A 13,141-nucleotide genomic window follows, 5' to 3' on the forward strand; every position below is an offset into this window, starting at 1 on the left:
GCACCGCAGGGACGGAACTGGTGCAGAGAAGCGCGTCAGAAGAGAACGTCCTGCACGTCACGCTGCCTTCCCAGCCCCAAGCCCCCCTGCCGTGCGCTGATCGGCCGGTGCCCGGCGAGCCGGGGGAGCCCTGGACGGACGACCCCTACGGTCGTGCCCTGCGCGTCGGCCGCGGCCCGCTGTATCTGCGCCGCATGACACCGCCCACCGAGGGGGTGGCCGAGCTGCTGCCACTGGACGTGGAGCGCTTCTGCGCCGCGCCCGACGCCGCTGACACAGGCGTACTGCACCGTTGCTCCGGGCCCGTCCTGGACGTCGGCTGCGGGCCGGGACGTCTCGTGGCCGCCCTGGCCGCCCGGGGCGTACCCGTGCTCGGAGTGGACATCAGTCCGGCCGCCGTCGCCCGGACCCGCCGCCGAGGCGGCACCGCCCTGCAACGGTCCGTCTTCGACCGACTGCCGAGAGAGGGCCGCTGGGGGACGGCCTTGTTGATGGACGGCAACGTCGGCATCGGCGGCGACCCGGCGGCGTTGCTCGCCCGCCTGCGCCAACTGCTTCGCCCCGGTGGGCGCCTGCTGGCCGAAGTCGCCCCGCAAGACGTGGACGAACGTCTCACCGTCCGCGTCGAGGACGCCCACGGCAGGCACGGACGCCCCTTTCCCTGGGCCCGCATCGGCGCCACGGCCCTGCTGCACGCCGCCGACGCCACCGCGTGGATCCTCACCAGCCGGTGGACAACCGGCAACCGCACCTTCCTGGAACTCCATCGCCCCAACCCGGGGCCCGACGCCACCCACGCCATGCCCCATGGAGGGCCGGACCGCCCATGACCGACACCGCCGCCCCGCACCGCCACGACCCCGGGCGCTCCGTTGCGCCCCCGCCCTCGCGTCCGACGGCACGAGCGACCCCACACAGGACCCGGATCCGCATTGCCGCCACCGCGCTCCTGCTCGCCGCCCTGACGGCCATCGTCGTCAACACCCTCCGCGCGGGCGACAGTCACAGCGCCCCTGGCCGCCTGCTCGGCGGATACGCCGTCGCCTGGGCCCTGTTCGCCGCAGCCGTATGGACTGTGCGCAAGGTCCCGGCCCGCGCCGCGACCGTCCTCGTGCTGACAGGCTCGGCCGCACTCGCCCTGGCCGGGCTCACCGCGCAGCCGCGCACCAGCGACGACATGTACCGCTACGCCTGGGACGGCCGTGTGCAAGCAGCCGGTATCTCCCCTTATGCCTACCCGCCCGCCGCACCTGAACTCGCACGCCTGCGCGACCACTGGCTGTTCCCCACACAAGAGGCCTGCAAGGGATGGGGGCTCACCCACACCAGTAGTGGCCTCTGCGTCCGCATCAACCGGCCCACCGTCCCCACCATCTACCCGCCCGTCGCCGAAGGCTGGTACCTCGCCGTCCATACGCTGTCCCCGCCGGACAGCCGCCATAAGCCACTGCAAGTGTCAGGCGCCGTCCTGGCCTTCGGCACGACTCTCGCCCTGCTCCGAGTCCTTCGCCGCCGAGCCGACCCGCAGAGGGCCCCGGCCCGGACCGCGCTGTGGGCCTGGTGTCCGGCCATCGCCCTGGAAGCGGTCAACAACGCCCACATCGACACCCTCGGCGCTCTCCTCGTCGTGCTCGCGCTCGGCACCGCCACCACCGGGGCCCGCCGTGGCGCATTGCTCGGCGCGGCGATCGCCGTCAAACTCCTCCCCGTCCTCGCCCTGCCCGGCGCCTTGTCCGGGCAACGCAACCCCGCCAGGCTCCTGCGCCTCGTCGCGGCCGCCGTCGCAGCCATCGCCCTCGCCTACCTGCCCTACGTCATCACCTCCGGCGCGCATGTCCTGGGCTACCTGCCCGGCTACCTCCACGAGGAGGGCTACGAGCCCGGCGACGTACGCCGCTTCGCCCTGCTGCGACTGCTGCTGCCGGACGCCGCTGCAGGAGTGACCGCAGCCGTACTTCTGGCGCTCATCGGCCTGTACGTCTGGTGGCGCGGGGACCCTGCCCGCCCGTGGCGCGGCGCGCTGCTGCTCACCGGCACCGCCCTGCTCCTCTTCTCCCCGAGCTATCCCTGGTACTCCCTGCTCGTGATCGCTCTCGTGGCCATGGACGGCCGCTGGGAGTGGCTGACGGTGACCCTCGCCGGCACCGCCCTCTACCTCGGCGGCCGGCTCCTTCCCGGATTCCCCCTCCAGGCATGGGCCTACGGCACCGCTGCACTGGTGATCGCCGCCGGGGCGTGTCTGCGCTCCGGCCATGCACGCCGAATCCTGCGGCCCCACCTCAGCAACCGGCGCTTCGGCGGTTTGTCTCACCGACGCCCGGCAGCGGTTCCGTGAAGGCAGCGTGCCCGGATGACGCAGTTGGTTCCAGACCCCCTGCGAGGGTGGCGATACCTGAGCGTGCGGGGGAGGGTCTGAGCACCCGGATGGCGGCACAAGCTGTGACCCGGGCATTCCGCCTGCGTTGTCCAGCCGTGCCGGGTCCCCGCTCCACTCCACCTGCCTCGGCCGCCACCCCCCGGACGATGGCATGGCGAGCGTTCACGCCATCGGCACCGCCGAAATCCCGAACCACCCACCGACCGAGATGCCGCGGAGGGAAGTCAGCATGAGGACGGAGCCTTTGACCGACTGGTCGCAGGACCACCGAGAACAGCACTTCCACAGTGTGATCGGCGGCGGCTGGCTTCGCATGCCCCCGCCCATGCTGGGGCTCCTGCTGGCGGCCCTCACCGGAAGGGGGAAACCCTTGACGCGGGAGGAGCTGCGCCCCTTCGTACGCAGCAGCGTCAACTCCTCCGGTGACTGGCATGCCTCGTGCTGGGGGGACGGAGACGAGCGCGATCGGGCGGACTTGACGGAGCTACGAGCAGCTCAGGCGGCCACTTCGACCCGCTACGCAGCTCACTACGGGTTGCCGCCGCTGTCCACGCTCAACGACATGCTGACCCTCATGATCGCCGCCGGGCTCGTTCACGAGATCCCCGACGCGGACGGTCAGACGCGCCTGTACCCCGCGTTCCCGCTGCCAGGCCCGCACGAGGTCTTCCCCTTGGACGACAAGGAGTTGAGCGCGCAGCAAGTGCTGCGCCGCCACCTTGCGTATGGTGGCGATTCCTCGCGGATCATCGCCTTGTTCGATCCAACCGGTCTGCGACACCAGGAGATCACTACGAGTCTCGACCGCCTGGCACACGTGATCGACGAACATTCGCACGATGCCCGCCAAGCGGTCCTTCTCCTTCTCGAGGGACCGGACTTCACGGCCACCACGGACATCTCTGAGATCCCCCCGCACAAGGTCTTCCAGCTGCGCTGCGACTGGGACACATTCCACACGCACCGCATCCGACGCGGGCGGCAGGGACGGATCGCGGCCACTGTCCCCACGGACGGAAATGACAGCACCTGAGAGAGGACGCCACCGCGACCGGTGGTGAGGGACTTGGATGGCGCGCTGCCTCGCCGCTGGGCCCGTCGAGGGGAGCAGCAGCAGATCCGAAGAGGTCCGGGGCCGCCCGCCGAATCCAGCGCGCCATGGCGCCTGCGCGCTTGGACGTTCAGTTGAGTCCCTCGGGAACGGGAGGTGCCCGCGCTTGCGAGCGCCTGTCTCTTCGACGGCTGCGACAGCTGCGACGGCGCCGTCGGACGGTGGCTACGGGCGACACGTTCGATCAAGCTTGTGGTAAGCGATCGCTTAGCCGACTCGGCGCAGGACGGTCGAGCGTCAGCAGAGAGGCCGGGAACCTCGTGCCAGTCATCGATGCCTGGATGCAGCACCCCACGCTCCGTCACTCCAACCACGAGATGTTCGAGTCGTTGCGCAGGTGGACGGGGCTGGGGCTGCTGGAGGAGTCGTTGCCGGTGAAGGCCACCGTGGCCGCGATGGCCGCGGCCGATGTCGAGATCGGACTGTCGGCGGCCTGGTACGGGCCCCAAGGGCCACTCATCAGCAACGACGAGTCGGCCGAGTTCGTCGCCCAGTCCGACGGGCGGCTGCGAGGGGTGGCCGGCGCGGATCTCGCCCGGCCGGTCCAGGCCGTGCGCGAACTGCGCCGCGCGGTGCGGGAACTCGGCTTCGTGGCTCTGCGGATCGTGCCCTGGCTGTGGCAGCTCCCGCCCACCGACCGCCTGTACTACCCGCTGTACGCCGCCTGCGTCGACCTCGGCATCCCCTTCTGCACCCAGGTCGGCCACACCGGCCCGCTGCGCCCGTCCGAGACCGGCCGTCCGATCCCCTACATCGACCAGATCGCGCTCGACTTTCCCGAGTTGACCATCGTGTGCGGACACATCGGCTACCCCTGGACCACCGAGATGATTGCGGTGGCAGACAAGCATGCCAACGTCTACATCGACACCAGCGCCTACACCACCCGCCGCTACCCCCGCGAGCTGGTCGACTACCTGCGCGGCCGAGGCCGCCGGAAGGTGCTGTTCGGCAGCAACTACCCCATGATCACCCCTGGCCGGGCACTGGAGCACCTCGGCGAACTGGGCCTTGACGAGGAGGCAACCGAGCTGTTCCTGTCCGGCAACGCCCGACGGGTCTTCAGCCTCTGATCAACGGCTCGCGCAGTTGGCTCCAGCAGTCGGTGGCTCGAGCGACGGCCCGTGACGTCAATGCGTGGCTGCCTGAGCGAATCGTTGCCGGTGGTTCCGCACCGAAGCGACCCCGGCGGATGTCGACCGCTGCTGGCAGGCGTGGCGATCGCCAGCGACTGCACCGCCGCCCTGTCTCAGCCAGGCCTGAGCTGAACGGCTCGGTCGGGCGGCGATGCCACCGCAGCGGTCGATCTCTGTTCCAGGACGCCGCCTTGCAGAAGAGCCGAATCCCGAGCGCTTCGACAACCCTGAGACGCCACCCTGAAAGGACGTCAGGTCAATGCCTCGAGCTCGGCGTTGGCGCGCTCGGTGACCAGGGCGAGGACGCGGCCGGCGGCGGCGAGGTCCTCGGCGGGTATCCCGCCCCAGATGCGGGCCGAGATGGGGGCGGTCTCCGCGCCGGCTGAGGCGGTCAGCTCGCGCCCTGCGTCCGTGGGGTGAACGTGCGCGCCGTCCGCGACGAGCAGCTGCTTGGCCAGCAGTTCGTCGAGCGTGGCGCGGATGTCGGCCGGATCGGCCTTGAGGGAGCCTCGGACCTGGGTGACGAGATCGTCCGGCGTCTGCGGGGCGTCGGCGGTGATGGCGGCGCGCAGGACGATCTGCTGCTGGAACGTGATGCCGTGCCGGGCCAGGACGTGCTCCAGGACGCCGCGGGCGGCGTAGTGGGCAAGGCCGAGGACGCGGGCGTCGGCGGCGGGTGCAGCGGTGGTGGGTGCAGTGGTAGTGGATGCAGTGGTGGTCATGGTGTTCTCCCCTGAGTGCTGTCGTCGTTCGGCACGGCTGGAGCGAGAGGTACGTCGAGCAGAGTCATCAGCTCGTCAGTGAACGCCCGCGTCCGCGGGGCGTCGAGGCCGCCGAGCGGCTCCAGCAACTGCTGAAGCAGTTCCTGGACCACGGCGATGGCCTGGCGCGTGACGGCCTGGCCCTGCTCGGTGAGGGAAAGCTGCACGGCGCGCGGGTCGCGCGGGTCGCGGGTGCGCTCGATCAGGCCGGCCGATTCCAGGGCGCGCGCCAACTTCGAGACGTACAGCGCCTCCAAGCCGGTGTGGTCGGCGAGTCGGCGCTGACTGGGCCGCTCGCCGGTGCGTTGCATGCCGTGCAGCGACGCGACCAGCGAGTACTGCGCGTGGGTGAGGCCCAACGGAGCCACCGCGCGATCGACCGCGACGCGCCACTTGTTGGCGAGCCGCCATACCAGGAAACCAGGCGTGGGACCCGGTGAGCCCTTACTCATGACCAATAGCTTACATGGCTACTATAGCCATGGCTAGTATCTCTGGCGGATGTGACGGCGTGCCCGACTCGGCACCGCGACGGACTGACGGATGAGCCCCCAGGCGGGACTGCTGAAACGTCGACCCTCGCGCCGGATACAGCCCTGAGGTGGGGGAGCGAACAGCGGGGAGGGCGGCGTATCGGGAGCCGAAAGAAGAGACGTTTGTTCAAGCGCAGATGGTGCACACGATGAGCTAACAGAATTTTTATTCGACCGAGCGGAGGCAAACATGGGTATCATCGCGTGGATCATCATCGGGCTGCTCGCCGGAGCCATCGCCAAGGCCCTTATGCCGGGTAAGGATCCCGGCGGAATCATCGTCACCATGCTTATCGGCATCGTCGGTGGTCTGCTCGGGGGCTGGCTCGGCAAGGTCATCTTTGGAGTCGACTCCATCGACGGGTTCTTTGACCTCTCTACTTGGGTCGCCGCGATTGTCGGTTCCCTGATCTTGCTTGCCCTGTACCGCCTCGTCACCGGTAACCGACGCTCGCACCGTCACGCGTGACCGGCTCATCCGCATGCACCTGGACGGCTCTCTCCCATTCGTGGGATGGGAGCCGTCGGTGCGTCTGCCCGGGGCCGCTGCAGCCCTGCATCTGCCGCCGGTCGGCGCGGCCCCAGGATCTCGCGCTCGCAGCTATCGTCAAGTTATGGACGATCGCCACGGCCGACGGCAACACCCCTGACCCCGGTTGCCCTTGAGCCTGTCGGGCGGATCAGGGACGGACCGGGATGCGGCGGTCCGGGGGTGAGCCGTCGGCGGGAACTTCGCCGCTGATGAGGAGGGCCTCGTCTGTGTCGGCGAACTCCCAGCGGGTCGCGGGCGTTCCGGCCCTGGGCGGCCACTCGGCGCGGACGACAGGGCGGCTCAACAGGCTCTCGAACCAGTCGGCGCACCGCTGCGCGAGCTCCTCGACCGTGCCGGAGGTCCGGAAGAAGTCGCGTTGAGGCGACTCGTGGAGGTTGAAGAGTTGGTCGCAGGCTGGGTGGTCCTGTCCGGCCGCATCCGGTTCCGGGTCGGCTCCGCCGCACTGGACGCGTGCAACGTCCACGACGCCGAGTCGGGCGCCTATGTCTTCGGCCCCCGAGCTGAGCGGCGGTGCCGGGAAAATGTAGCCGCGTTTGTCGCAGCGCGCGGCCGCGGCCAGGGCTGCTTCAGCCCGTTGATCGCGGTGTCGGCAGGAGCTGGACAAGACGTCTGGGCTGTAAACCGCGGCCTTGCGTTCGCTGTCCTCGGCGTCGCCGGTCGACCGGGGCAGGGCCGGCTCCGGACACCACCTGCACCGACGGGCATGGAACCCCGTCGGCGGTTGTCCTGACCGGCGGCAACCGCAACGACGTCCCCCAGCTCAGGCCCCTGCTCGATGTGCTCGGAACATTGGAGCTGCCGGGTCGTTGGGGACTGGGGGAGCCGACCGCGCGCGAACGGTATGGGAGGGGGCGAGACTGCTGCCGCGTTTCGACCTGAGCAAGACCGTCCTGGTGGTTCTGCCCTGTGCCGCGGTCGCGGCTTTCTTGCGTCCGGGCTCATATTGTGCGGTCGCCCGTTGCAGAGCGGGACAGTGAGAGGATTCGAGGGTGACGGCAAGAACAAGTGACATCGACAAGGCGGCCGGTGTGCTGCGCTCCGGGGGCCTGGTGGCCCTCCCGACCGAAACCGTCTACGGACTGGGTGCCAACGCCGAGGACCCTGCCGCCGTCGCGCGCATCTTCCAGGTCAAGGGACGCCCGCCCTCCCACCCGCTGATCGTCCACATCGGCGGAGCTGAAAGCCTGGAGGACTGGGTCGAGGACGTGCCCGCAACCGCACGCCTGCTGGCCGAACACTTCTGGCCCGGGCCACTCACGCTGGTCCTGCGGCGCGGGCGGCGGGTGCCTCTCGAAGCGACTGGCGGACTGGAAACGGTCGCCGTGCGTGTGCCCGACCACCCTGTCGCTCTCGCGCTACTGTCCGCCTTCGGCGGCGGTGTCACGGCTCCGTCCGCCAACCGCTTCGGCTCGGTCAGCCCCACAACGGCGGACCATGTCCGAGCGGAACTCGGCGATGCCGTCGACTTCGTCCTGGACGGCGGCGCCTGCAAGGTCGGCGTCGAGTCGACCATCGTCGACGCCACGGACGAGATCCCGAGCATCCTCCGGCCCGGTGGGGTGACACGCGAGGACCTCGAAGCGGTGCTGGGGCGCCCGATCGCGGTGCCCCTGACGAGCCGTGTCCGGGTGCCGGGCCAGCACCCGTCCCACTACGCGCCGCGGGCGCGGGTCGTCCTCGTCGAGCCGGAGAAGGTCGTCATCGAAGCGGAGCGCGCGCAAGAGCTGGGGCACCGGGTGGGCGTCTTTCTACCCCCTTCCTTCGCCGACGCTTCAGTGAAGACGCACGCCGTGGTGACGGTCCCCGGTTCGATGCCCGCCTACGCACGCGGGCTGTACGGATTCCTGCGCGAACTCGACCAGCGGGGCTGCGACCTCATCGTCGCCTCCTTGCCGGTGGAGGAGGGACTGGGACTGGCGATCGCCAACCGGCTCCGCCGCGCCGCGGGACCCCGAGCCACGGCATGACCAGCATCGCTACCGTTCAGCGTTCCTGCCGGAGCGCCCAGCGGATGCGCAGCACCCTCTGGCAGGCCGGGCACAGCTCGCCACCAGTCGTCGCTGACGTCCGTTTCCCTCTCGCGTACAGCGTCTTGGGCCTCGTCGCAGCCGAAACGGTCAAAGCCGACAAGGGCTCGGCTTCCTCATCACTCAGGGGCAGACGTGCCTGCAGACCAACCAGGTTTTCGGCGGGCGACACCGTTTTCTCCCTACACCCTGACCGCCCCACAGCCCCGCCGTCCCGGACTGTGCTCACTGCAGGTGGCCGTCGGGGGCTTGGCGGCGGTCGGCTCTTCCGAAGTTCTGCAGTGAGGCGGGCGATCAGGCCACTGGCCGGATCCGGTCACTGGTTGCCTGGCGTAGTGCGGCCTGGAGGCGGTCCCGGGCCGCGGTCTGGGCGGCGATGCGTTCGTTGAGGACAGCCAGTCGCTCCACGGCGACCCGGATGCCCTTGTCGGACGGCGGCGCCGTGGGCATGTCTCCGTCCAGACACGGCAGGAAGACCCGCACGTCGTCCAGGGTGAGCCCGGCGGCCAGGAGAAAGCGGATGTTGCGGACCCGTACCACCGCACGCTCGTCATAGACGCGGTAACCATTGGGGGCCCGCTCCGAGGAGATCAACCCCGCCTGCTCGTAGTGCCGCAGCGCACGGGCGGTCGCCCCGGTAGCCTTGGCCAACTCACCGATCTGCACCCGCTCCACCCTCCCGGGGCTTACTCCTATCACGCCACGACCGCCCCGCCGTCGACCGGGAGTACTACCCCGGTGACGAACGACGCGGCTGGGGCGGCAAGTCGGGTGATCGCCCAGGCCACCTCCTCCGGTCGGCCGATCCGGCCCAACGGGGTGTGCGCCAGTTGCCACTCCCGTACTGCGGCCATCCGTTCAGGCGTCAGTCCCTGGTGCTCGCCGATCGGGGTGTCGATCGCGCCGGGCGCGACCGCCACCACCCGGACCCCGCGAGGTGCCAGCTCGACCGCCCAGCTGCGGGTCAGCAGCTCCAGCGCGGTCTTGGTCGCCGCGTAGACCGAGCTGCCTGGCCAGGCCCGCTGCCCCACCGACGTACTCACGTTGACGATCACTCCGCCGGACGCCTCCAGAGGCGGCAGCGCGGCCTGCGCCAGCATGATGGGTGCGATCAGGTTGGTGGCGATCTGAGGCGCGATCATCTCCGGCGTGAGAGTGCCGAGGGCACCGCTGTGCACAATGCCGGCATTGTTGACCAGCACGTCCAACCGGCCGTAGATGTCCAGCGCGGTCCGGACGATCAGCTCGGGCCCGCCGTCGGCGGTGATGTCGGCAGCCAGAGGGGTGATTCGGTCGTGCCCGGCGGCGGTCTCGTTGAGATGTTCGGCCCGTCGGCCGACGGCGAGGACGTGGGCGCCCTCGGCGGCGAAGGCGCGGGCGGTGGCCCGGCCGATCCCGGTGCCGGCCCCGGTGACGGCGACGATCCTGCTGGTCCGGGGTGCGGTGCTGCTGTCCATGCCGGCCATCGTTCAACCCTGCCGCCAGCGGTAAGGTCAAGCGGCGCCTGGCGGGCTTGTGATCAGCGGGTGTGGTCGCCCGGGGCACAGCGTCGCCAGGCTCCTCCGACCTCGGCGGCGAGCTGAGTGGTGGTTTCGTCGTGATAGCCGAGCATGCGGGCGACGATGAGGGCGGAGGCCCGGCCGCGTCGCCGACGACCGCGGCACCCGGGCATGGGCCCTTGTTGGGACCACTTGAGGCAGCGTCGCGGACCGGCCTTCCGCGTGCACCGTGCGCATGCGGCCCTGGTCGTAGGTAGTAGGTCGCAGGTCGGTGGTCAAGTGCGGATCGAAATTGGAAGATTGGAGCTGTGGCGTCTCGTGACTTCGATGTGGACTCTTTCCTGCAGCAGCCGCTGACCGCTCGCATCGCGACGAGCGGGCCGACGGTGCGCCCCGTCTGGTTTCTCTGGGAAGAAGGCGCCTTCTGGAATTTGACGGGCCCATGGACACGGTTGTTCGACCGCGTGAAGCAGGACCCCAGCGTCGCCCTCGTGGTGGACGAATGCGATCTCGCGACGGGGCGCGTCCGGCAGGTGATCGCTCGGGGTCGGGCCGAGCTTGTCCCCTTCGATGTGCCGAGGGGGCGGCGCAAGCTGACCCGCTACCTGGGAACAGACGAGTCTCAGTGGGATGAGCGCTTCGTGCACTACCTCCACGACGATCCGGGCGAACGCGGCACGATGTGGCTGCGTATGGTGCCTGCCTCGCTCATCGCGCAGGACCTCAGCTATTCCACCGCCCTGTAAGGGGCTCATTCGTCTCGGTGTTCTTCTGTGCTTTGGTGCGAACCAGGCGGTGGTAATCCGTCACGGTTGAAACCGTAGTACTCGTCGAGGTTCGTCCATCGAGCGTTCTCCTAGCCGGGACACGAAGGTCTCGACCGGCCCACCCGCCTGGGAGGCGAACGGTGGTTGATCAGTGCTGGGTCAGCGAGCGCAGGAGTTCACGGCCGTGCTCCCACGAGCCCAGGCCACTGGCCGAGTTGATGTGTCCGCACTCGCCCGCCAGGTGCCATCGCGCTTCCCACCGCGACGCGAAGTCGGCGGCTGCCTCAGGGGTGCAGTACGGGTCGTTGGCGCTGCCCACCACCAGGGCCGGGCACGGCAAAGGTTGTGCCGACACCTCGGTGAACGACGCGGCAGCCCGGCGGGGGAACTCCGGCCCGTGCGGGTCGGGCGGCGCGACCAGGAACGCGCCGCCTATCGGACTTGAGAGGTTCTTGTTCAGCCACGTGGACGCCGCCCAGCAGCCCAGGCTGTGGGCCACCAGCACAACGTGGCTGTCCTGCCGGGAAGCCTCGTCGTACGCCTCCTGGACGGCGTCGGTCCAGTCATCCAGTTCTGGAGTGGACCACGAGGCGGGGGAGATCCTCACCGCTGAGGTGCCCCACTGTCGTTCCCACAAGGTCTGCCAGTGCTGCCCATCTGAGCCGTCGATGCCCGGGATGATGACGTACGCGGACACTGCCCACCACCACATCACTCGTTGCTCCCTAGGATTGCGGGGGCGCCTGGCGCAGATTCTGTTGGATGCATCGGTGCAGCGACCAGTGGCACAAGTGATCTCAAAGAAAGTGGTGCGGACGGCAATGGAATCACTTGACCGTACAGACCGAGACATCCTCGCCCTGCTCCAGGCCGACGGCCGGTTGACCGGCGCCGAGGTAGGGCGGCGCGTCGGACTGTCGCAGCCCGCCGCCAGCGCGCGCATCCAGCGGCTGGAAAAGCACGGAGTCATCACCGGCTACAGAGCTGTGGTCGACCCGGCAGCCCTCGGGCTGAACATTCACGCGGTCATCCGGTTGCGCACCACGCATGCCCAGCTCTCACCCGCCCTGGACTTCGCCTCCCGGACTCCTGAGATCGCCTCCACCCTCAGAGTCACTGGGGAAGACTGCCTCATCTTCGATGTCTACTGCCCGAGGGCAGGACGGCTCGAAGAGGTTGTCGACGCACTTGCCCGTTACGGCCCTGTCACCACCTCCCTCGTGCTTCGCGCCTACCCTCAGAAGCCGCTGACCGACGCGTCAACGACGACGTCATGACCCGAAACACCTGGGTGGCTCGGGGCAGGTTGGTCGAGTTCCTGCTCTGACCCCGTCCGAATCGGGTGACGGGTGAGGTGAAGACCTCCGGTTGTGGAGTGGAGCTGTCGAGGAACCGCTCCGCCAAACCATGAGGTCTTCGTGTCTCGCGCCGACAATCGCTTTGACGCCTCGTGCCCGTCTGCGCCTGGCGGAACTCCGCGAGGAGCCGTCGGGATCCTGGTGGCAGTCCACCCGGCGGGCGGTACCGGCCGCGGCGCCGGTCGTCAGGTCGTCCTGCCCATCGTCGGCGGTCAGCCGCGCACGTGCAGTGCGAAACCCGTGCGGCCCGCGGGTTCCAGCCCCTCCTTCAGGTGCAGGGAGGGGATCTCGTAGTCACCGAAGTTCTGCCGCCGGAACGCGATCGGCTCGGTCGATTCCAGGGTGATCAGGCGCTGCCGCCAGGCCTTCGCGACGTCCGGGTAGTCCTCGTCGGTCATCCGGTCGGCGCCGTACAGCACGAACGGCGGCAGCACCTCGATGCCCGGGTAGTAGAGGATGCCGTGGTGGATCGGGAACAGCAGATCGTCGATGGGGCCGTTGATCCCGCGATCGGCATAATGCGACTCCGGGCCGCCGGCGGTCACTGACAGCAGAGCCTTCCTGCCCGCGAGGGTGCCTTCACCGAAGCGCTCGCCGTACTTGGTGTCGCTGTGCTCGCCGACGCCGTACGCGAAGTGATAGGTGAACACCCGGTCCACCCAGCCTTTGAGGATGGCGGGCATCGAGTACCACCACAGCGGGAACTGGAAGATGATCGTGTCGGCCCAGAGGAGCTTCTCCTGCTCGGCCAGGACGTCCGGGGTGAGCGTCCCTGCGTCGAAGGCCCGGCCCGAGTCCAGGGCGACCTTCAGTCGACTTGATGCGTTGGGGCCGTAGTCCGCGGCGTCCACGACCGCCTTCCAGTTCATCGCGTACAGATCGCTCACCCGTACCTCGTGCCCGGCGGTCTCCAATGTGGACACCGCGAGGTCCTTCAGCGAGCCGTTGAGCGACTTCGGCTCCGGGTGGGCGTAGACGATCAGCGTCTTCATGGGTACTCCTTCGGATCGGGTGCCTTC

The 13,141-nt window shown here is 69.2% G+C and carries 15 protein-coding genes and 1 pseudogene; 9 read left to right on the forward strand and 7 right to left on the reverse strand.

Features of this window, described 5'->3' with window-relative positions; all coding sequences use genetic code 11:
• Positions 1-107: 107 nt before the first annotated feature.
• The 4 genes from N8I84_RS39040 (at position 108) to N8I84_RS39055 (ending at position 4,561) form a co-directional block, all read left to right on the forward strand.
• Complete coding sequence (locus tag N8I84_RS39040; protein WP_390898999.1) at positions 108-830, forward strand: class I SAM-dependent methyltransferase; 723 nt, start codon at positions 108-110, stop codon at positions 828-830.
• Positions 827-2,335: a glycosyltransferase 87 family protein gene (locus N8I84_RS39045; RefSeq protein WP_263234272.1), complete on the forward strand. Its 1,509-nt coding sequence runs from the start codon at positions 827-829 to the stop codon at positions 2,333-2,335. Before N8I84_RS39040 ends, N8I84_RS39045 begins: the two co-directional genes overlap by 4 nt.
• Before the next feature lie 271 nt (positions 2,336-2,606).
• A complete protein-coding gene (locus N8I84_RS39050) occupies positions 2,607-3,410 on the forward strand; it encodes a DUF6042 family protein (RefSeq protein ID WP_263234273.1) in 804 nt (267 codons plus the stop codon).
• Between the two features lie 359 nt (positions 3,411-3,769).
• Positions 3,770-4,561, forward strand: coding sequence for an amidohydrolase family protein (locus tag N8I84_RS39055; RefSeq protein WP_263234274.1), 792 nt, complete (start codon positions 3,770-3,772; stop codon positions 4,559-4,561).
• 314 nt (positions 4,562-4,875) lie between these two features.
• Here N8I84_RS39055 and N8I84_RS39060 read toward each other — a convergent pair whose 3' ends face one another.
• Entirely contained in the window at positions 4,876-5,346 is a 471-nt protein-coding gene (locus tag N8I84_RS39060; RefSeq protein ID WP_263234275.1) for a MarR family transcriptional regulator, read from the reverse strand.
• Complete coding sequence (locus N8I84_RS39065) at positions 5,343-5,837, reverse strand: MarR family winged helix-turn-helix transcriptional regulator (RefSeq protein ID WP_263234276.1); 495 nt, start codon at positions 5,835-5,837, stop codon at positions 5,343-5,345. The genes N8I84_RS39060 and N8I84_RS39065 overlap by 4 nt, the downstream gene beginning before the upstream one ends.
• 271 nt (positions 5,838-6,108) lie before the next feature.
• Between N8I84_RS39065 and N8I84_RS39070 the strand changes: the two genes are divergently transcribed.
• Entirely contained in the window at positions 6,109-6,387 is a 279-nt protein-coding gene (locus N8I84_RS39070) for a GlsB/YeaQ/YmgE family stress response membrane protein (protein ID WP_200419908.1), read from the forward strand.
• A gap of 211 nt (positions 6,388-6,598) precedes the next feature.
• On the opposite strand, the gene N8I84_RS39075 is transcribed toward N8I84_RS39070, so the two are convergent.
• Positions 6,599-6,934 (reverse strand): hypothetical protein, encoded by a 336-nt coding sequence (locus N8I84_RS39075; protein WP_263234277.1) that lies wholly within the window; start codon positions 6,932-6,934, stop codon positions 6,599-6,601.
• Positions 6,935-7,121: 187 nt separating this feature from the next.
• On the opposite strand from N8I84_RS39075, the pseudogene N8I84_RS39080 reads away from it, so the two are divergent.
• Both N8I84_RS39080 and N8I84_RS39085 read left to right on the forward strand, forming a co-directional pair.
• Positions 7,122-7,296, forward strand: a pseudogene (locus N8I84_RS39080) (IS5/IS1182 family transposase); the annotation flags it as partial.
• A 164-nt stretch (positions 7,297-7,460) separates the two neighbouring features.
• Positions 7,461-8,438 (forward strand): L-threonylcarbamoyladenylate synthase, encoded by a 978-nt coding sequence (locus tag N8I84_RS39085; protein ID WP_263234278.1) that lies wholly within the window; start codon positions 7,461-7,463, stop codon positions 8,436-8,438.
• Between the two features lie 354 nt (positions 8,439-8,792).
• On the opposite strand, the gene N8I84_RS39090 is transcribed toward N8I84_RS39085, so the two are convergent.
• Entirely contained in the window at positions 8,793-9,164 is a 372-nt protein-coding gene (locus tag N8I84_RS39090; RefSeq protein WP_263234279.1) for a MerR family transcriptional regulator, read from the reverse strand.
• Between the two features lie 29 nt (positions 9,165-9,193).
• Positions 9,194-9,964, reverse strand: a complete 771-nt coding sequence (locus N8I84_RS39095; RefSeq protein WP_263234280.1) for an SDR family NAD(P)-dependent oxidoreductase — start codon at positions 9,962-9,964, stop codon at positions 9,194-9,196.
• A 341-nt stretch (positions 9,965-10,305) separates the two neighbouring features.
• Here N8I84_RS39095 and N8I84_RS39100 point away from each other — a divergent pair, with 341 nt between their 5' ends.
• The gene (locus N8I84_RS39100; protein WP_263234281.1) at positions 10,306-10,743 is read left to right on the forward strand and encodes a pyridoxamine 5'-phosphate oxidase family protein; all 438 of its coding nucleotides are present in this window, start codon (positions 10,306-10,308) and stop codon (positions 10,741-10,743) included.
• 169 nt (positions 10,744-10,912) lie between these two features.
• Here the strand turns inward: N8I84_RS39100 and N8I84_RS39105 are convergent, their stop codons facing one another.
• Entirely contained in the window at positions 10,913-11,476 is a 564-nt protein-coding gene (locus tag N8I84_RS39105; RefSeq protein ID WP_263234282.1) for an RBBP9/YdeN family alpha/beta hydrolase, read from the reverse strand.
• 109 nt (positions 11,477-11,585) lie between these two features.
• Between N8I84_RS39105 and N8I84_RS39110 the strand changes: the two genes are divergently transcribed.
• Entirely contained in the window at positions 11,586-12,041 is a 456-nt protein-coding gene (locus N8I84_RS39110) for an Lrp/AsnC family transcriptional regulator (RefSeq protein WP_313884356.1), read from the forward strand.
• A gap of 293 nt (positions 12,042-12,334) precedes the next feature.
• Here the strand turns inward: N8I84_RS39110 and N8I84_RS39115 are convergent, their stop codons facing one another.
• Positions 12,335-13,114, reverse strand: a complete 780-nt coding sequence (locus N8I84_RS39115; RefSeq protein ID WP_263234284.1) for an NAD(P)H-dependent oxidoreductase — start codon at positions 13,112-13,114, stop codon at positions 12,335-12,337.
• Positions 13,115-13,141: the final 27 nt, after the last annotated feature.

It is taken from the genome of Streptomyces cynarae, assembly GCF_025642135.1.
In the GTDB taxonomy this organism is placed as follows: domain Bacteria; phylum Actinomycetota; class Actinomycetes; order Streptomycetales; family Streptomycetaceae; genus Streptomyces; species Streptomyces cynarae.